Origin of the sequence: Methylobacterium haplocladii (genome assembly GCF_007992175.1) — a bacterium.
GTDB classification, from domain to species: domain Bacteria; phylum Pseudomonadota; class Alphaproteobacteria; order Rhizobiales; family Beijerinckiaceae; genus Methylobacterium; species Methylobacterium haplocladii.
In genome coordinates this window covers 109,304-128,069 of the sequence record NZ_BJZT01000008.1, presented here as the reverse complement: position 1 = coordinate 128,069, position 18,766 = coordinate 109,304, and the positions used below count along the sequence as shown (strand labels likewise).

Here is an 18,766-nt window from a genome sequence, read left to right as displayed (position 1 = left end):
GTTCCGGGACCGGGAAGCCGGGGCTGCGGAGTCCGTTTAAAGCTCCCTTAACTATGTCGCCGCAAAGTCCTGTGGAGACAGGTCGATCGCTTTCGCGGCGATCTACGAGCGTATTGCGGAGACGGTGCAATGGCCGAGGCGGCGCGGCGGACGGGATACGGTCACGGCTCTGACGTCGTGCGGCGCCTCATCGCGCGGCCGATCCGCATGCAGGCGACGCCGATCGTGCGGCCGGTCGCGGCCGAGGTCGAGCCGGCAGGCCAAGCCACGGTCGCGGCGGGCATCGACGAGACCGATATCCCCCCCTCGGATATCGCGCGGCTGCGGACCGAGATGATGCTGCTGAAGGCCGTACTCCAGGCCGAGCGCACCGAGAATGCCAGCCTTCGCGCCTGCGTCGGCTTCGACGAGGCGGACGAAAAGTTGGGAGACGAAGCGCGCGCCGTTCGCGACCGCTGGGCAACGCTCGTCGACCGCCTGCTGCACAGCGCCGCCTGACGCGTCCGAAACGCATCCATCGTCATCCATCGAAGCGGGAGACGGCCATGAGCGCCCGTTGCTCACTCGTCGTCAACGGCAAGCCGATACGCGTCTCGACCGGAGACACGCCCGTCGATGCAGCCGTATCCGACGGCATGATCACTCCGATCCAAGGCCTGCACGGTAACGCGATGCTCGGCCAGGGTGCGGCTCCCGCCGGACGCCGGGCCGAGCCGCGCGGGTTCCGGCCCGAGCCGATGCGTCTCACGTTGCCGGCCGCCAATCCGCTGCAGGCACCAGGCGATCCGGAGCCCACCGCGGATTCGGTGAAGCGCAGCGGCAGCATCACCGAGATCAGCCGACTCTGCCCCGGAATCGTCGAGGCGGTGGTGACGCTCGCCAATCCCCTCCCCTACCAGCCCGGCCATCAGGTGGTGCTGACCATGACCGGCTGGCATCCGGTCACGCTCACGCCGTCGCTGCGCGTGGACGGTGCGGCCGAACTGAACGAGCTGGTCTTCCACATCGGCTGCGAAGCCGGCGTGGTCGGCGGCTCGTTCGCCGGAGAGCTCGAACTCGGCAAGCCGGTCAGCGTGACGGGTCCGGTCGGCCGCGGCCAGTATCGGCCCGGCGGGGGCCGCATGGTGCTGGTGGCGGACGAGGCGGGTTTCGCCGGCATCTGGGCGATTGCCCGGGCGGCCCGCTACATCGAGCCGGCCCGCGAGCAGACCCTCGTCGTCGGCGCGCGCGACCCGCTCGATCTCTACATGCAGCCGGCCCTCGACTGGCTGAAGGCCACCGGCGTCGCCCGCATCGTCACCGTCGCCGACCGTAACCGGCAGCGCCCGCCGGACGTGAAGCCCGGCCCGCTCACCGCCCACATCCCGATGCTGCGCGCCAACGATGCCGTTCACGTTTCGGGCCGCGCCGCGACGGTCGGCGCCGTCGAAGTCCTTGCCGCGAGCGTCGGCGCGCGCTGCTACACGATCCCGCTCGACCCGACGCTCTGATAAGAAAGCCCATCGCGACGGATCGCGACGGGCTTTTTGCTTGAACGTCCCTGGCCGTCAGTCGACCTTCACCCGCCAGATCTCGGCCGCGTATTCGCGCATCGAGCGGTCCGACGAGAACCACGCCATGCGCGCGGTGTTCAGGATCGCCGCGCGCCACCACGTCGCCGGGCGTTTCCAGGCTGCGTCGATCTCCCGCTGCACGCGCCAGTAATCGTCGAAGTCCACGCTGATCAGGTAGGGATCGTGGTAGCGCACGCCGTCGACCAGCGAGCCGAACCGGCCGCGCTCGTCCGGTGAGAAGACACCGGAGCCGATTGCGTCGAGTGCTTTGGCGAGACGCGGCGAGGCTGCAATCGCCCGCTGCGCATAGGCGGACTCGCCCACGCGAGCCTGCACGCCTACGGCATCGAGACCGAAGATGAAGATGTTGTCCGCACCGACGTGATCGCGGATCTCGATATTGGCACCGTCAAGCGTGCCGACGGTGAGCGCGCCGTTGAGCGCCAGCTTCATGTTGCCGGTGCCCGAGGCTTCCATGCCGGCGGTGGAGATCTGCTCCGAGAGGTCGGCCGCCGGGATGATCGCCTCGGCGAGGCTCACCGAGTAGTTCGGCAGAAAGACGAGCTTGAGCCGTCCGGCGACGTCCGCGTCGTCGTTGATGGTCCGGGCGATGTCGTTGGCCAGCTTGATGATCAGCTTGGCCTGTACGTAGCTCGGCGCCGCCTTGCCCCCGAAGATCTTGACCCGTGGGGTCCAATCCTTGTGCGGGGCCTCCTTGATCGCCTGATACAGCGCGACCGTCTCGATCAGGTTCAAGAGCTGGCGCTTGTACTCGTGAATCCGCTTGATCTGCACGTCGAACAGGGCCGACGGATCGACCGAGATGCCGGTACGCTCGACGATGACCTGAGCGAGCTTACGCTTCCGCACACGCCGCACGGCCGCATAGCGTTTGCGGAAATCCGGGTCGTCGGCGTGGTCGGCAAGTCCGGTGAGCAGTTCGGGATCGTCGAGGACCTCCTCTCCGACCGTCTCGACGGCGAGCGCCGTCAGCTCGGGATTGGCGTTGTGCAGCCAGCGGCGGAAGGTGATGCCATTGGTCTTGTTCAGGATCTTGTCGGGCTCGAGCTCATGCATCGGCTTGAAGACCGTCGTCTTCAGAAGCTCGCTATGCAGCGCCGAGACCCCGTTGACGCGGCGCGAGCCGTGGAAGGCAAGGTGTCCCATCCGCACGCGCTTGCCGTGCGACTCGTCGATGAGCGAGACGGCGGCGACGTGGGCGGAATCGCTCTTGCCCTGTCGCGCCTGCTCTTCGAGATGGGTCCAGTTGATCAGGTAGATGATCTGCATGTGGCGCGGCAGCAGCCGTTCCATCAGATCGACCGGCCACGTCTCCAGCGCCTCGGGCAGCAGGGTGTGGTTGGTGTAGCCGAGCGTGTTCGTCGTGATGTGCCAGGCATCCTCGTAGGAGAAGTCGTGCTCCTCCATGAGGATGCGCATCAGTTCCGGTACGGCGATGGCGGGGTGGGTGTCGTTGAGCTGGATCGCAGCGTGGTCCGGCAGCGAGCGCAGGTCGCCGCGCTCGTTCAGGTGCCGCCGCACGAGGTCCTGCAGCGAGGCCGAGGTGAAGAAATACTCCTGCCGCAGCCGCAGTTCCTGGCCCTCGGCCGAGGAGTCGCTCGGATAGAGCACCCGCGAGATCGACTCGGCGCGCGCACGCCCGGCCACCGCGCCGACATGGTCGCCGCCGTTGAAGCGGGCGAGTTCGACCGGCGCGTCGGCCTCGGCCTTCCAAAGGCGGAGCTGGTTGACGTGCTTGCCCCGCCAACCGACGACCGGAATATCGTAAGCGACCGCGTTGACGGTCTCGGCCGGGTGCCAATGGCGCCGGATCTGGTCGCCGTTGGCCGACATGGTGACATGGCCGCCGAAGCCGATCCGGTAGGTCGATTCTGGCCGCGGGAATTCCCAGGGGTTGCCCTCTTCGAGCCAGGTCTCCGGTGCCTCGCGCTGCCAGCCGTCTTCCATCGACTGGCGGAAGATGCCGTGATCGTAGCGGATGCCGTAGCCGATCGCGGGGATCGACAGGCTCGCCATGCTCTCCATGAAGCAGGCGGCGAGACGGCCGAGGCCGCCATTGCCCAAGGCCGCGTCGGGTTCGGCCTCCTCGACCTCGCTGAGTTGGACCCCGAGATCCTTGAGCGCCAACTTGGTTGTCTCGACGAGGCGCAGGTTGTTCATCGCGTCCGACAAGAGCCGGCCGATCAGGAACTCAAGGGAGAGGTAGTAGACGCGCTTCTCCGGCACCTTGCCGCCGGTGCCCTCATGGCAGGCGTCGATCACACGGTCGCGCAGCGCCAGCGCGGTCGCGGCGAACCAGTCGCGATCGCGGGCGCTCTCGGGTGTCTTACCGAGCGCATAGACAAGCTTTGCCCGGATCGCCTCGCGCAGCTCGACGACGGAATCGCCGTTGAACAGCTTCTCCTTGGCGAGCGCCCGCGTCGCCGCGGAGTCCTTCGCGAACTTTGCGGAGAGCGACGCGGAGGCGTCCGCTCCGCCAATCGGTTCGTGACCGGCCTGAGCCTCGTTCAACACCTTCGAGTCCCCCTTCGTCGCGGCCGGAGCGCGCTCGGATTCCGCGGGCGTCACGCGCTTCTGTCGACGGTGATCGGCTCCGAGATCCTGGTCCGGCATGGTGTGTCCAGCTCTGTCGTTCTGTCGAGACGTCGGCATGGTGCTATCCGGCGCTGCAAGCTTTTTGCCGGCCCATCTGTGTCTCAGTCGACACAGACCGCAACCCGCCACCGGCGAATAGTCCTTGCAGGCGGGTGCTTGAAGCCTGCCTGAACGGTTCGATCAAGGGGGGCCGTTTGGAACGCGCACGGTTAAGGTCTGGCCCGTCCCGAATGATTCGGCGGCTCGCCACGCTCGCCGACACTGGCTAAGCCTACCGCGTGCAGTCTCGGGATTCGGCAGGGAGCTCCGCATGTCCGGCACGGTCTGGTGGAAGAGCGGGACCGTATACCAGATCTATCCGCGCTCCTTTCAGGACAGCAACGGGGACGGTGTCGGCGATCTGCGCGGCATCACCATGCGGCTCGACTACCTCGCCTGGCTCGGCGTCGACGCAATCTGGATCTCGCCGTTCTACACCTCGCCGATGGCCGATTTCGGCTACGACGTCTCCGACTATTGCAACGTCGACCCGCTGTTCGGGACCCTCGAGGATTTCGATGAACTGATCGCGGAGGCACACCGGCGGAAGCTCCGGGTGATCCTCGATTTCGTGCCGAACCACTCGTCGATCGAACACCCCTGGTTCACAGAGAGCCGCGCATCGCGGTCGAACCCGAAGCGGGACTGGTACATCTGGCGCGATCCGGCTCCGGATGGGGGCCCGCCCAACAACTGGCTCTCGAATTTCGGCGGCCCGGCCTGGACGCGCGACGCGGCGACCGGGCAATTCTACTATCACGCCTTCCTGCCCGAGCAGCCGGACCTGAACTGGCGCAACCCGGCGGTGCGGGCAGCGATGCACGATGTGCTGCGCTTCTGGCTTCAGCGCGGTGTCGACGGCTTTCGGGTCGACGTGATCTGGCACCTGATCAAGGACGAGGGGTTTCGCGACAATCCGCTCAATCCCGCCTTCGTGCCCGACCTGCCGGAGATCAACCGTTTTAGCCAAGTCTATTCCTGCGACCGGCCGGAGGTTTTCGACATCGTTGCCGGGATGCGGAAGGTCTTGCGCGAGCAGGGCGAGCGCGTGCTGATCGGCGAGATCTACCTGCCGATCGAGCGGCTCGTCGCCTATTACGGCGAGGATCTCACAGGAGCCGACCTGCCGTTCAACTTCCAGCTTCTCAGCACGGCGTGGGAGGCGCCGTCGGTGGCGGCTCTGGTCGAGGAATACGAGGCGGCCCTGCCCGACGGTGGCTGGCCGAACTGGGTACTCGGCAACCACGACCGGCGACGCATCGCCGACCGGGTCGGGGAGGCTCAGGCCCGGATCGCCGCGATGCTGCTGCTGACGCTTCGCGGCACGCCGACGCTCTATTACGGCGACGAGATCGGCCTCGCGAACGTGCCGATCCCACCCGACCGGGTGCAGGACCCCTGGGAACTGAACGAACCGGGCCACGGCCGCGATCCGGAGCGGACGCCCATGCAATGGGAGGACGCACCCCATGCCGGTTTCTCGGTGTCCGAGCCTTGGCTGCCGCTCAGCTTGGATGCGGCCAAACGCAACGTCGACGAGATGCGCGACGATTCCGGTTCGATCCTCACGCTTCACCGCCGCCTGCTGCACCTCCGCAGGGACCATGCCGCGCTTTCGATCGGCGGCTACCGCACGGTCTCTTCTCCAGCGGAGTTGAGTGAAGACCTGTTCGTCTACGAGCGTTACGAGGGCGAGGCGACGGTGCGGGTCGTCCTCAACTTCGGCGATCGGGAACGGCGGCTGACGTTGCCCGGCGGCGCGGTTTGGATCGTGCTTCTGTCGAGCCGGTCGGGTCGCTCGGGTGCACATGAAGCCGGTGAACTGGCCGTCGCGCCGAGCGAAGGCCTTATCCTCGCGCCGCAAAATCGCAGCTGATCGCGAAAAATTGCTGCAGCGCGAGAGACGTACGAGATTCGTTAACCTAGAAGATGGCCTGGATTGTGCAACGCAACGATTCCGTTGCAACACGGGACCGTTCGCATGCCGATGCCTGGGCTGGATCACGAAGCAGCCGGCTTAGCACTTCCCGATCTCGACCGATCATCGGCTTCCGATGGAAACGAGCTCGTTCCGGGACCGACCTACCGTACCTCGCTGGCGCCGCGCGTGCTGTTCGCGACGCCGGAGATGTCGGATTTCGTGAAGACCGGTGGGCTCGGTGAAGTCGCGGGCGCCCTGCCCCGTGCCTTGCGGCGGCATCACGATGTCCGCGTGCTCATTCCCGGCTACAGGCAGGTCGTGGAGAGCTGCGGTGACATCGCGCTCGTCGCGCATCTGCCGGGCTTCGCCGACGTGCCGCCCTGCAATCTCGGCTTCGTCGAGACCGCGGACGGACTCGGCATCTACATTCTGCTGTCGGCCGAGCTCTACGATCGCGACGGCTCGCCCTACGGCAACGCCGCCGGGGATTTCGACGACAACGACCTGCGCTTCGGCCGGCTGAGCCTCGCCGCTGCCGAGCTGGCGCGCGGCGCCGATCCGGCCTGGTCCGCCGATCTCCTGCATCTCAACGACTGGCAGACCGCGCTGGCGCCGGCCTATCTCGCTTGGCGCGGTGCACGCACGCCGAGCGTCCTCACCATCCACAATCTCGCCTATCAGGGTCTCTTCCCCCATGAGACGCTGCATCGGCTCGGACTGCCGGAGGATGCCTTCCGGGTCGATGGCGTCGAGTTCTACGGCCAGCTCTCGTTCCTGAAGGCTGGCCTCTTCTACGCCTCGCAGGTGACCACCGTCAGCGAGACCTACGCCCGCGAGATCACGACGCCGGAATCCGGCTGCGGCATGGATGGCCTGCTGCGCACCCGGGCCGCGCAGGGTCAGCTCGCCGGCATCCTCAACGGCATCGACGAAAGCTGGGATCCGCGGGTCGATCCGCATCTCGCCGCCCGCTTCGAGGCCGGCGACTGGAAGGGCAAGGCGGCCAATGCCGAAGCTGTGCGGCAGGGTTTCGGCCTTGCGGTCTCGCGTGGACCGCTCTTCGCGATCGTGTCGCGCCTCGTCCACCAGAAGGGCATCGACCTCAGCCTCGACGCCGCCCGTACCATCCTGTCCGAGGGCGGACAGCTCGTGGTGATGGGCCAGGGCGAGGGCCATTTCGAAGAAGCCCTGCGCGGCCTCGCCGAGCGCAATCCCGGCCAGGTCGGCGTCCATATCGGCTTCAGCGAGGAGAACGCCCGGCGGGTCTTCGCCGGGAGCGACTTTCTGCTGATGCCGTCGCGTTTCGAGCCCTGCGGATTGGCGCAGCTCTACGCCCAGCGCTTCGGCTCGCTGCCGATCGTTCACCGCACCGGTGGGCTGGCCGACACCGTCGAGGACGAGGTGACGGGCTTCAGCTTCGCCGAGGCATCGGCAAACGGACTCACGCAGGCCGTGCGGCGGGCGATCGACGCCTTCGGTCGCAAGAAGCGGTTGAACGCCATGCGCCAGACCGCCATGTCGCGGGATCGCGGCTGGAACGGCGCGGCGCTGGATTACTGCGCGCTCTACACACGTGCGCTAGGCAATAGTGCCCCGGGACGCTGCCAAGCCGCCTGATGTTCTGCGAATATGCATAGTATTTTTTTATATTGCGATCTTCGACATCCATATTTATAGAATATATACTATGTGGGCTTATTAAAACTAGTATCAGAGTAATGCATAATAACTCATCTGATCTTATTTAGAAATTTATTACATTAACAAAATCAGAAATTGATGATTAAGCAAAATCTGGAATTTTTTGTTGATTAATTTTCTAGTTCGCGCAAATTGTCGGCAACCCAAGGGAGTCTGACAATGCGATACTCTCTGAAGCCATTCTCAAATTGTGCCTGCCGGCGAGAACAATGCCAAGTGCCACCCTCGCCGGGTCTTATGGCTCAACTTTACGCTCGATATTTAGCGCTTCTGCAAGACGGTCGACTTCCCGCCGCCATGACATTCGAAGCTTATTTTCAAGTTTGGCGGGCAAATCGTCGAGGATCAAACTATATAGGATTGGACGACGGTTCTGTTTTGCCTGGTTCTGCAAGAAGTGGGCCGGAGCGGATTGATAGGCCAACGACAAAATTGAAAGGACAGATCCGTACGCTAGTCCTGCTCGTGGATTTTCCGGATCTGACTCACGATCCAGACAGGAGCGCAGGTAGCTTCGACCAGATGCTTTTCAGTGAAAAGGTCTTCCCGACAGGAAGCATGCGTGATTTCTATCAAAAAGCCAGTGGTTGGAACAACGCCGACCATGGGATCGACGTGGTGGGAGCTGTCCACGGCTGGTTTCGACTGCCTGAGCCGATCAACTTTTATGCCGACAGCAGTTCGGGCATGGATGGAACGTTTCCGCGAAATGCTCAAGGTATGGCCCGTGACGCGGTTCTTGCGGCTAAAGCCGCTGGCATTGATGTCTCAGGGTACGATGCGTTCGGGGAAGGCGAAATCACAGCTTTGTTCGTCATTCATGCTGGTCGGGGTGCTGAGGTAAGCGGTAGCCGAAACGATATCTGGAGCCATAAATGGATTATTCCGCAAGGTATTGATTTCGGCGGCATCAAAGCATCTAAGTATTTGACTGTGCCCGAAGATTGCCACGTGGGTGTATGCGCTCATGAGTGGGGCCACCTTGCCGCTCGGTGGGCTGATTACTACGACACGGGGAAGTCCGAAAGCACGCGCTCAAATGGCCTCGGCGACTTCTGCCTAATGGCTTCGGGATCATGGGGGCAGAACGGCCTGACGCCGACCTTTCCAAACGGAATGCTTCGGATGTTCCACGGCTGGACTAAGCCAGACGTCATCAACAAATCAAAGAAAAATCTAGTTTTAAAACCAGCTGCCGAAGGAGGTTCTTCTGTTGTTATAACGAACCATGAAACGATGTCGGACGGTCAGTATATACTTGTAGAATACAGACGAAAGAAGGGTCAGGATAAATTTCTTCCCGATCAAGGAATTGCAATTTATGTCGTGGACGAAGGCATCGACGACGTCAATCGCGAAGACCGTCTCGCAATAGAGCTTTTGCAGGCGGACGGTTTGCGCGAATTAGCGCTGACCTTCGGCAACGGAAACCGGGGCGACGCAGACGATCTCTACAACAATAATGGGCAGATTGGCCAACGTACAAAGCCGCCGCTCAACATGCCAAATGGAAAATGGTCAGGCATCTCGATCAAAGTGAATGGAAATGCTGGAGATGAGGCAATGTCGATCGATGTAAGCATCGCAACGGCTGGCGTTTAAAAGTCTTCAAGTTTTTAGAGCGGCTTCGATAAATTTTTAGCTTATCGAAGCCGCTATAGTATTTACACGTGACTTCCTCAACATTTCTCGCTCGCAAGAGCTGTAGTGAAAGCAACTAGGAAAAACGTCAGCTTTCTCGCGCCAAAATAAGCGTGCCAAGCGGGGGCAGCCTCAGGCTGAGCGAGTGTTGCTGCCCATGGCTCGGCACGGCCTCGGCTTGGAGGCCACCCATGTTGCCGACGTTCGAGCCGCCGTAGCGGTCGGAATCGGTGTTGATCGCCTCGCGATAGAAGCCGCCGGCCGGCACGCCGACGCGGTAGCCTTCGCGCGGCACCGGCGTGAAGTTGGAGACGACGATGGCGATCTCGCTCTCGGTCTCGCCCTTCCGGGCCCAGGCGATGACGCTGTTGTCCTGGTCGTCCGCCACCAGCCACTGGAAGCCGGCCGGCTCGAAGTCGCGCTGATACAAAGCCGGCGTCGCCCGGTAGACGTGGTTGAGATCGTGGATCAGGTCCTTCACGCCGCCGTGCAGGCCGTCTTCCAGCAGGTGCCAGTCGAGGGAGTGGTTGTGGTTCCACTCGCGCTCCTGCGCGAACTCGCCGCCCATGAAGAGCAGTTTCTTGCCGGGATGGCCCCACATGAAGCCGAAATAGGCACGCAGGTTGGCGAACTTCTGCCAGCGGTCGCCGGGCATCTTTCCAAGCAGCGAGCCTTTCCCGTGCACGACCTCGTCGTGGGACAGCGGCAGCACGAAGTTCTCGGAGAAGGCGTAGAGCAGTCCGAAGGTCAGGTTGTGGTGGTGGTAGCGGCGATGGATCGGATCCTGACTGATGTATTTCAGCGTATCGTGCATCCAGCCCATGTTCCACTTGAAGCCGAAGCCAAGGCCGCCCGTATAGGTCGGGTGCGAGACCCCCGGCCAAGAGGTCGACTCCTCTGCGACCGTGATGGTGCCCGGGGCGTGGCTGTAGGTGGCCTCGTTGGTCTTGCGCAGGAAGTTGATGGCGTCGAGATTCTCGTTGCCGCCGTACTGGTTCGGGATCCACTCACCGGCGCGGCGCGAGTAATCGAGGTAGAGCATCGAAGCGACGGCATCCACGCGCAGGCCGTCGAGATGGTAGTGCTCCAGCCAGAATCGGCCGTTGGCGGCGAGGAAGGACGAGACCTCCGAACGGCCGAAATTGTAGATGTACGTGCCCCAGTCCTGATGGAAGCCCTGGCGCGGGTCGGCATGCTCGTAAAGATGCGTGCCGTCGAACATGCCGTGGGCGTGGGCGTCGAGCGGGAAGTGGCCGGGCACCCAATCGAGCAGGACGCCGATGCCGGCCTCGTGCGCGGTGTTCACGAAGGCCACGAACTCGTCCGGCGTCCCGAAGCGGCTCGATGGCGCGAACAGCGAGACCGCCTGATAGCCCCATGAGCCATCGAACGGGAATTCGGTGATCGGCAGCATCTCGATATGCGTGAAGCCGAGCTCCTTCACGTACGGGATCAGGCGCTCGCCGAGCTCCTTGTAGGTCAGGTAGCGGTTACCCTCCTCGGGCACCCTCATCCACGAGCCCATGTGGACCTCGTAGATCGACATGGCGACATGGCGCGGGTCGCGCTCGTCGCGCGAAGCCATCCAGGCCTTGTCGTGCCAGACCGGCGCATGCCCACCCTGGAGAACCGAAGCGGTCTCTGGCGGGTGCTGGGCGCGGAAGGCGACCGGGTCGGCCTTGAGCGGCAGCAGCGCGCCGTCGGGGCCGCGGATCTCGTACTTGTAGGTCTGGCCGGACTTCAGGCCGGGAACGAACAGCTCCCAGACGCCGCCGCTCTGCCAGAGCCGCATCGGATGGCGACGGCCGTCCCATTCGTTGAAGTCGCCGACGACGCTGACCTTGCGCGCGTTCGGCGCCCAGACGGCGAAGCGGAAGCCGTCGATGCCGTCCTGCTTGCGCTCATGCGCCCCGAGCACCCGATAGGTCGCGTTGCTGCCGATCTCGCGAAGGGCTTCGATCTCGGGCAGTTCGAGCGTGGTGCCGAAGCCGTAGGGGTCGAATCGGCGGCGCTCGCTGCCGTCCCACTGCTCGACTGCGATCTCGTAGAGTGGACGCCCTTGGCTCTCCACCGTCGCGACGAAGAAGCCGTCGGGATGCGCCTTCTCGAACGGTAAGCGCTGACCGCCGAGGAGGAGGGTCGCGCCCTTGGCTTCCGGCAAGATCGCGCGGACCTCCCAACGACCCTCGCTCACCTGATGCGGGCCGAGAACAGCGAAGGGATCGCCGTGATCGGCGCCCATCATGGCGGCGATGGCATCGGGATGCAGGGTCGATGCGCGCGACGGTGCGGACACCTTCGGCGTCACCGACACCGACTGCGTCGAACCGGTCCGGGAGCCGAGGTCACGGGACGCTCCATCCGCGGCCGCGGTGCTGCTCACCGGGGTGGCAACCTTCGTCGCGAGCTTCTCGTCCGCATCCGTCATTCAGTGAACTCTTCCCTTAGCTTCGCTTGGCTTCGTCCAGAATGTTGAGAACCCCGCGTGCCGGGATTTCGATCCAGTCCGGACGGTTGTTGATCTCGTAGTCGACTTCGTAGAGCGCCTTGGCGATCAGGCTCAAGCGCAGCAGCTGGTCGAAGGTCGAACCGTCCGCGACAGCGGCGCGGCTACCGGCGACGGCGCTGGCGTAGCCTTCGAGGAACGCCGCATCGATCATGCCACGCCAGGCGATGGCCGCATTGCGGGCGCGTTCCTCGCTGTCGCCGAAGCGGGCGGCGATCTCGCGCACCACCGTCTCGGCACCGTAGGCGAACGACCGCAGCATCCCGGCGACGTCGCGCAGCGGCGTCGATTTCGCCCGGCGCACGTCCACGGGACGCGACGGCTCGCCCTCGAAATCGATGAAGACGAGGTCGTCCTCGGAGGCCAGAACCTGACCGAGGTGGAAATCGCCGTGGATCCGGGTCTTGTAGGCCCCGATCGCCGGGCGTTCGGACAACGCGTCGATCAGTGCCTCGACCTCGGCGCGACGTCCCGCCAATACCTGGCTCGCCGAACCGGGAGCCCAGGCCGCGACGGCATCGAGGCCGGTGAAGGCGCGCTTGGCCTGCGCCCGTGCATCGGCCACCAGCGTGGCGAGATCGTCCTCGTCGAAAGCCTCGGCCGCGAAGGCCGGGTCGTCGGTCTCGATCGCGAAGGCCTTGTGCAGCTCCGCCGTACGGCGCCCGAGCAGGTCCGCCCAGCGCATGTGGTCCTTGAAGGCCTCCTGTGGGCTCGGCGCTTCGCTCTCGGGGACGAGCACCAGGATGTCGAAGTCCCGGCGCAGGCCTTCCAGCATCAGCGTCCAGGCATCGCCCTGGTTGCGCACGAAGCCCTGGAGCACGGCGAGCGCCGTACGCGTTCCGTCCGCCTCGACGTGCTCTAGGGTACCGAGGAGTTGCGGCGTGTTCGGGAAATGCGCCTGCTCGGTGAGGAAGCGTCCGACTTCGACCTCCGGATGCGTGCCGGTCTGCAGGCGACGCAGGATCTTCAGCATCGCCTTCGATCCGAGGGCGATCGAGGTGTTGCTCTGCTCGGCCGAGAGGCGGCGGACGTCGCCAGCCTCGAAGGTGACCGCGTGATCGTAGGCCTCGGTCGTCGCGAAGACGAGCTTACCGCGTTCTGTCGCGATCTCGCGGCCCGCGCGCATGCCCTCGACGAGGCAGATCGGGAAGTCCGACGAGGCGACCGCGCCGTAGAGCAGGCCAGTGCGTGGTCCACGCCGGACGCGCGCCACGGCGTGCTCGAGCAGCGTCTCGTCCTCGCGGCCCTCGTCGACGCCGACGGGCACGAAGTAGTCGTGCGTGTCGCCGTTCGAGAGCTGGACCTTGAGACGCGGCAGCAGGAAGCGCGCCTCGCCGCCGGCTTCGAGGGTGGCGCAATCGGTGACCTGCACGCTCTTGATGCGCGAGCCCTTCGCGCCGAACCAGCGGCGCGTGGCCAGGAAGGGCGGGATCACGGTGCGCTCGAACGCCGTGCGCTCGCGGCCGGCCATCAGGCTCTCGACGCCGCCGGTGAGGACCAGCGTGAACAGCTCCGGCGTCAGCGGCTGCGGGCCGACTTGTCCGGTATCGGCGTAGCTCAGCGAGAACCAGTAGAAGCCGTAGGCCGGCAGCGTCAGCAGGTAGGGCAGATCACCGATCGCCGGAAATTCCGAGCCGCCGGTGAGCTCGACGGGGATCGCCCCGCGCAGGTCCGAGAGGTCGAGCTGTACCGCCTGCGGCGCCCGCGAGAGATTGGCCACGCACAGGATGCGCTCGTCCTCGAACTCGCGCAGCCACGCGAGGACCTTGCGGTTCGACGGGTAGAGGAACTGGATCGTGCCGCGGCCGAGCGCGGTCGAATTGTTGCGGATCGCGATCATGCGCCGCGTCCAGTTCAGCAGGCTGGTCTGGGCCTGCGTCTGGGCCTCCACGTTGATCGCGTCGAAGCCGTAGATCGGGTCCTGGATCGCCGGCAGGAAGAGCTTCTGCGGGTTGGCGCGCGAGAAGCCGCCGTTGCGGTCCGGGGACCACTGCATCGGTGTGCGCACGCCGTCGCGGTCGCCGAGATAGATGTTGTCGCCCATGCCGATCTCGTCGCCGTAGTAGAGCACCGGCGTGCCGGGCATCGACAGGACGAGGGACTTCATCAGCTCGATCTTGCGCCGGTCGTTCTCCAGGAGCGGCGCGAGGCGGCGGCGGATGCCGAGGTTGATGCGGGCGCGGCGCTCGGCGGCATAGAACGACCAGAGGTAATCACGCTCTTCGGCGGTGACCATCTCGAGCGTCAGCTCGTCGTGGTTGCGCAGGAAGATCGCCCACTGGCAGCCGTCCGGTATCTCCGGCGTCTGGCGCATGATGTCGGTAATCGGGTGCCGGTCCTCGCGGGCGATCGCCATGTACATCCGCGGCATCAGCGGGAAGTGGAACGCCATGTGGCATTCGTCGCCGTCGCCGAAATACTGCGCCGTCTCCTCCGGCCACTGGTTGGCTTCCGCCAGCAGCATCCGGTCGGGATAGCTCTCGTCGAGCGCCGCGCGGATCTTCTTGATGACGGTGTGGGTCTCGGCGAGGTTCTCGCAGTTCGTGCCGTCGCGTTCGATCAGGTACGGGATCGCGTCGAGCCGCAGCCCGTCGACGCCCATGTCGAGCCAGTAGCGCATCGTCTCGATGACGGCGTCCAGCACCTTCGGGTTGTCGAAGTTGAGATCGGGCTGGTGGCTGTAGAAGCGGTGCCAGAAATACTGCTTGGCGACCGGATCCCAGGTCCAGTTCGACGTCTCGGTGTCGAGGAAGATGATGCGCGTATCGGAATACGGCGTGTCGGTATCCGACCAGACGTAGAAATCACGCTCGGGGCTGCCGGCGGGCGCCTCGCGGGCCGCCTGGAACCAGGGGTGCTGGTCCGAGGTGTGGTTGATGACGAGCTCGGTGATGACGCGCAGGCCGCGCTCGTGCGCCGCCGCCACGAAGCGCTGGAAATCCTCCATCGTCCCATAGGACGGGTTGATCTCGCGGTAATCGGCAATGTCGTAGCCGTCGTCGCGGAGCGGCGAGGGGTAGAACGGCATCACCCAGATCGCGGTGACGCCGAGGTCACGCACGTAGTCGAGCTTCTGCGTCAGGCCCTCGAAATCACCGATCCCATCATTCGTCGAGTCGAAGAACGACTTGACGTGGATCTGGTAGATGATGGCATCGCGGTACCATTGGGGATCGCTGCGATCGATCATCGCGTCGCTGCCTCAGTCTCGGTTCGGGAGCATCTCGGACGACCTTCCAGCCCGGGTCGAGATCCGGAAACGAAGGCGGCGAACGCGGCTATGACCGCTGATCTTGGCGTTAGCGCGACCCGCAAGAGCCATGCTGTATCGCGACGCACCGGGTTACACGCCCGCACCTATTGCGCAACCCGCCGGGGCACTCTGAGACGCCAGATCACGCAGGAACGCTCGGCCGGATCGAGCGCGATGCGATGGCCGCGGCCGCGCAACTCGAACTTATAGCCCTCCAGCAGATCCTCGACCTCCAGCGCCCCGTCGTCCGGTTGCCCGAACAGCCAGAGCGGGATCTCGTAGGCGCATTCCTGACGGTTCTTCGGGTCGAGGTTGACCATGGTGAAGACGCAGTTGTCGCGGTCCGGCGTCATCTTGGCGTAGGCGATGATGCTGGCGTTGTCGGCGCCGGTGAAGACGACGTTGCGGAAGTCCTGCAGCGCCGGGTTGTCGCGTCGGATCTGGTTGAGTTTGACGATGTGCTCGCGGATGTTGCCGGGCCGGTCCTCGTCCCAGGCCTTCAGCTCGTACTTCTCGGAGTTCAGGTACTCCTCCTTGCCGGGATACGGCGCGGCCTCACAGAGCTCGAAGCCGCTGTAGATGCCGTAGACAGAGGACAGCGTAGCCGCGAGGGTCGCCCGCACTATAAAGCCGGGGCGGCCGCTGGTCTGCAGGTAGTACGGGTTGATGTCCGGCGTGTTGGCGAAGAAGTTCGGGCGGTAGTACTCGCCCATCTCGCCGGCGAGCTCGACGGAATAGTCGATGAGCTCCTGCTTCGTGTTGCGCCAAGTGAAGTAGGTGTAGCTCTGCTGATAGCCGGCCTTGGCGAGCTTTTTCATCATCTTGGGCCGGGTGAAGGCCTCGGCCAGGAAGATCGCGTCCGGATAGCGGCCGTTTACCTCGCGCAGCATCCACTCCCAGAACGGGATCGGCTTCGTGTGCGGGTTGTCGACGCGGAAGATGCGGACGCCGAGTGCGCACCAGCCCATCACGATGTCGCGAAGCTCGATCCAGAGCGAGGGCAGCGCTCCGCCGTAGAAGCTGACGTTCGAGATATCCTCGTACTTCTTCGGGGGATTTTCGGCGAATTTCAGCGTGCCGTCCGGGCGCCACTCGAACCACTCGGGATGCTGCTTGATCCAGGGATGGTCGGGCGAGCACTGGATCGCGAAGTCCAGCGCGATCTCCATGCCGTGGACATGTGAGGCGGCGACGAGCTGGCGGAAGTCGTCGAGCGTGCCGAGTTCGGGATGCACGGCCTCGTGGCCGCCCTCGGCCGCGCCGACCGCGTAGACCGAACCGACATCGCCGGGCTCGGCCTTCAGGGTGTTGTTCTTGCCCTTGCGGTTGGTGCGCCCGATCGGGTGGATCGGCGTGAAGTACAGCACGTCGAAGCCGAGCTTTCGGATTTCGGGCAACCGGCGAACGACGTCCTGGAACGTGCCGTGGCGGTTGACGTCGCCGGACTGCGAGCGGGGAAAGATCTCGTACCAAGCCGAGAAGCGGGCCGCGAGGCGATCGGCGATGACGGGGACCGACACCGAATAGCGCGAAAGATTCACGCGCTCGGCGTTGCGCCGGACCAGGGCGGCCGAGTCCGGCGCGAGGATCCTGTCGAGGACCGCAGGCGAGGCTTCCTGCTCCGCCGCGAGCGCGGAGACGAGCGCCGCCAGCCGCTCCTTGTCGCGCCCCACCGCGAGGTCGGCAGCGATCTGCACCAGCTCGACGCCCTCGACCGTCTCGAGTTTCACGTCCACGCCGGCATCGCGCTTCTTCAGCGTGTCGCGCGCCCAGGACGAAAAACCGTCGCGCCAAGCCTCGACGGTGAACTCGTAACGGGCGTTTCGCTCCAGCGGGAAGTGCCCGGCCCAGCGGTCGTTGTCGACGAAGACCATCGGGTCGCGCCGCCATTCGGCGTCGCCGACGATGCGCGAGAGGATCGCCGCGGCGATGATCTCATGACCGTCTGAGAAGATGTCGGCCTCTACCTGAACCGACTCGCCAACGACTCGCTTCACCGCGGAGCGGCCGCCGTCGATCTCGGGCGAGACCGCCTCGATCACCACACGACCCTGCCCGTCGGGCGTCGTCGGCTTAGGCGCCGACTTTTCGATGGGGGCGTCGGCGGCGAGGATGCGCAGTTCGCCCGGCAGCAGATCGATCCCGGCGCCGGGATGGAAGGCAATCAGATCGGCATCGGGGGTGCGGTCGACGAAGGCGCCGAGCCGGCCCCCCGTCCGTGCGATCAGGCGTCCGGCATCGACCGGCACGGGGGCCTTCGTCGGGTTGTAGAGCACCAGCGTGCCGTGGTTTGCCGAAGCCGAATGGCCGGTATCGGTGCGGAACAGCGCGACGTAGGGCGCGTCCGGCGACGACAGCCGTGCCTGCGCTCCCTCGACATTGGCGGAGGGCAGTTCGGCCTTCAGCGCGTTGATCGCGGTGACGTAGGCCGAGATGTCGATGCCGGTGTCGTCCTCGCGCGCGCCGGGAGTCGTGTCGACGACGTGAAGGGCACGGCGATAGCCCCATTCATAGCCGATCGGCATCAGAACTCCGGCCGAGAAGAAGGCCGCGAGCGCATAGCGGGCCTTGAGATGCGCCGCGATCGCCTCCGGCCCGCCGGCCGTATTGGCGGCGAGCCGCGGCATGTCGTGGTTCTCCGGGAAGGCAATGGAGGGCGCGATGACGCGCAGGCGATCGTACTGTTCGAGCGCCCAGGGCGCCTTGAGGTCCCACCAGGCGAAGGAGTTGAACAGGTAATCGAAGCCGGCGCCGGCCGTCGCCTGCGCCTCCTCGAAGGTGCAACCGAGCGTCTCGGCCGCGAACAGCGTCTCTGGCTCGCGCTGCTTGGCCGACGCGATCAATTCACGCCAGACCTCGGCCGGTACCTTGTAGGCGGCATCGCAGCGGAAGCCGCGCACGCCGAGGCCCTGGAGCCGCGCGACGTAGGCGTCGAAGATCCGCGTCAGTTCGTGCCGGGCGTGCTCCGTATGATAGTCGAGCTCGATCAGGTCGCCCCAGACGGTCTTCTTGGACGGATCGTCCGGATCGACCGCGCCGGGGCTGACCGGCTTACCCTCGCCATCACGCAGGAAAAGCTCGGGTCGTTCCTGCAGCAGGCGGGCGTTGTCGGCGGTGTGGTTCACGACGAGGTCGGTCATCACCGCGACGCCCTGCGCCTCGGCCGCCCGGCAGAAGCGAGCGATCTGCTCGTCGTCCGTTGTGCCGTCGCCATCGCGAAAGCGCTCGTCGAGTCGATCCGGATCCTGGACGGCGTAGAGGCTGCGCGAGCCACCGGTCTGGTGGAACGGATTGAGGTAGATCCAGTCGAAGCCGAGGCCGGCAACGCGCGGAAGCTCGGCCGTCCAATCGGAGACCGTGCCGACGAGGAGCGGGAAGAGGTTGTAGATCCGCGGCCCTTCGGCCCGCGGAGCCAGTGACGCCGGCAATCCCACCGTTCCGGCGTCGGTGCGCACTGCGGCGCTCTTAGGCGTGGTCGGTGCGTTCATGGTCGGCCTCCCTCGGCACGCGTCTTCCGCGCGTCGTCGTCACATGGG

9 protein-coding genes are annotated in these 18,766 nt (G+C 65.0%); 5 read left to right on the top strand and 4 right to left on the bottom strand.

Annotated features, from left to right (window positions below; genetic code table 11):
* Positions 1-177: 177 nt before the first annotated feature.
* Together MHA02_RS05365 and MHA02_RS05360 are read left to right on the top strand one after the other, a co-directional pair.
* A complete protein-coding gene (locus tag MHA02_RS05365; RefSeq protein ID WP_244612401.1) occupies positions 178-498 on the top strand; it encodes a hypothetical protein in 321 nt (106 codons plus the stop codon).
* Positions 499-545: 47 nt separating this feature from the next.
* Positions 546-1,490: a ferredoxin reductase domain-containing protein gene (locus MHA02_RS05360; RefSeq protein ID WP_147077309.1), complete on the top strand. Its 945-nt coding sequence runs from the start codon at positions 546-548 to the stop codon at positions 1,488-1,490.
* Positions 1,491-1,547: 57 nt separating this feature from the next.
* Here MHA02_RS05360 and MHA02_RS05355 read toward each other — a convergent pair whose 3' ends face one another.
* Complete coding sequence (locus MHA02_RS05355; protein ID WP_373866679.1) at positions 1,548-4,187, bottom strand: glycogen/starch/alpha-glucan phosphorylase; 2,640 nt, start codon at positions 4,185-4,187, stop codon at positions 1,548-1,550.
* A 292-nt stretch (positions 4,188-4,479) separates the two neighbouring features.
* On the opposite strand from MHA02_RS05355, the gene MHA02_RS05350 reads away from it, so the two are divergent.
* The 3 genes from MHA02_RS05350 (at position 4,480) to MHA02_RS05340 (ending at position 9,432) form a co-directional block, all read left to right on the top strand.
* On the top strand, positions 4,480-6,084 hold the full coding sequence (locus tag MHA02_RS05350) for an alpha-amylase family glycosyl hydrolase (protein WP_147077307.1): 1,605 nt from the start codon (positions 4,480-4,482) through the stop codon (positions 6,082-6,084).
* Positions 6,085-6,195: 111 nt separating this feature from the next.
* Positions 6,196-7,746 (top strand): glycogen synthase GlgA, encoded by a 1,551-nt coding sequence (gene glgA, locus MHA02_RS05345; RefSeq protein WP_147077382.1) that lies wholly within the window; start codon positions 6,196-6,198, stop codon positions 7,744-7,746.
* Positions 7,747-8,127: 381 nt separating this feature from the next.
* Entirely contained in the window at positions 8,128-9,432 is a 1,305-nt protein-coding gene (locus MHA02_RS05340) for a M6 family metalloprotease domain-containing protein (protein WP_238180301.1), read from the top strand.
* Between the two features lie 127 nt (positions 9,433-9,559).
* On the opposite strand, the gene glgB is transcribed toward MHA02_RS05340, so the two are convergent.
* The 3 genes from glgB to MHA02_RS05325 all read right to left on the bottom strand — a co-directional run bounded on the left by glgB (position 9,560) and on the right by MHA02_RS05325 (position 18,718).
* Positions 9,560-11,899 carry a 1,4-alpha-glucan branching protein GlgB gene (gene glgB / locus MHA02_RS05335; RefSeq protein ID WP_147077303.1) on the bottom strand — a complete coding sequence of 780 codons (2,340 nt, stop codon included), beginning with the start codon at positions 11,897-11,899 and terminating at the stop codon, positions 9,560-9,562.
* A gap of 16 nt (positions 11,900-11,915) precedes the next feature.
* On the bottom strand, positions 11,916-15,167 hold the full coding sequence (gene treS / locus MHA02_RS05330; RefSeq protein ID WP_147077301.1) for a maltose alpha-D-glucosyltransferase: 3,252 nt from the start codon (positions 15,165-15,167) through the stop codon (positions 11,916-11,918).
* A 167-nt stretch (positions 15,168-15,334) separates the two neighbouring features.
* A complete protein-coding gene (locus MHA02_RS05325; RefSeq protein WP_147077299.1) occupies positions 15,335-18,718 on the bottom strand; it encodes a maltotransferase domain-containing protein in 3,384 nt (1,127 codons plus the stop codon).
* Positions 18,719-18,766: the final 48 nt, after the last annotated feature.

What these genes read in the sequence shown, in the direction of transcription:
- MHA02_RS05360 (WP_147077309.1), top strand. Translation starts at nt 546, where the DNA reads ATGAGCGCCCGTTGCTCACTCGTCGTCAACGGCAAGCCGATACGCGTC.
- MHA02_RS05355 (WP_373866679.1), bottom strand. Translation starts at nt 4,187, where the DNA reads ATGCCGGACCAGGATCTCGGAGCCGATCACCGTCGACAGAAGCGCGTG.
- MHA02_RS05350 (WP_147077307.1), top strand. Translation starts at nt 4,480, where the DNA reads ATGTCCGGCACGGTCTGGTGGAAGAGCGGGACCGTATACCAGATCTAT.
- glgA (WP_147077382.1), top strand. Translation starts at nt 6,196, where the DNA reads ATGCCTGGGCTGGATCACGAAGCAGCCGGCTTAGCACTTCCCGATCTC.
- MHA02_RS05340 (WP_238180301.1), top strand. Translation starts at nt 8,128, where the DNA reads ATGACATTCGAAGCTTATTTTCAAGTTTGGCGGGCAAATCGTCGAGGA.
- glgB (WP_147077303.1), bottom strand. Translation starts at nt 11,899, where the DNA reads ATGACGGATGCGGACGAGAAGCTCGCGACGAAGGTTGCCACCCCGGTG.
- treS (WP_147077301.1), bottom strand. Translation starts at nt 15,167, where the DNA reads ATGATCGATCGCAGCGATCCCCAATGGTACCGCGATGCCATCATCTAC.
- MHA02_RS05325 (WP_147077299.1), bottom strand. Translation starts at nt 18,718, where the DNA reads ATGAACGCACCGACCACGCCTAAGAGCGCCGCAGTGCGCACCGACGCC.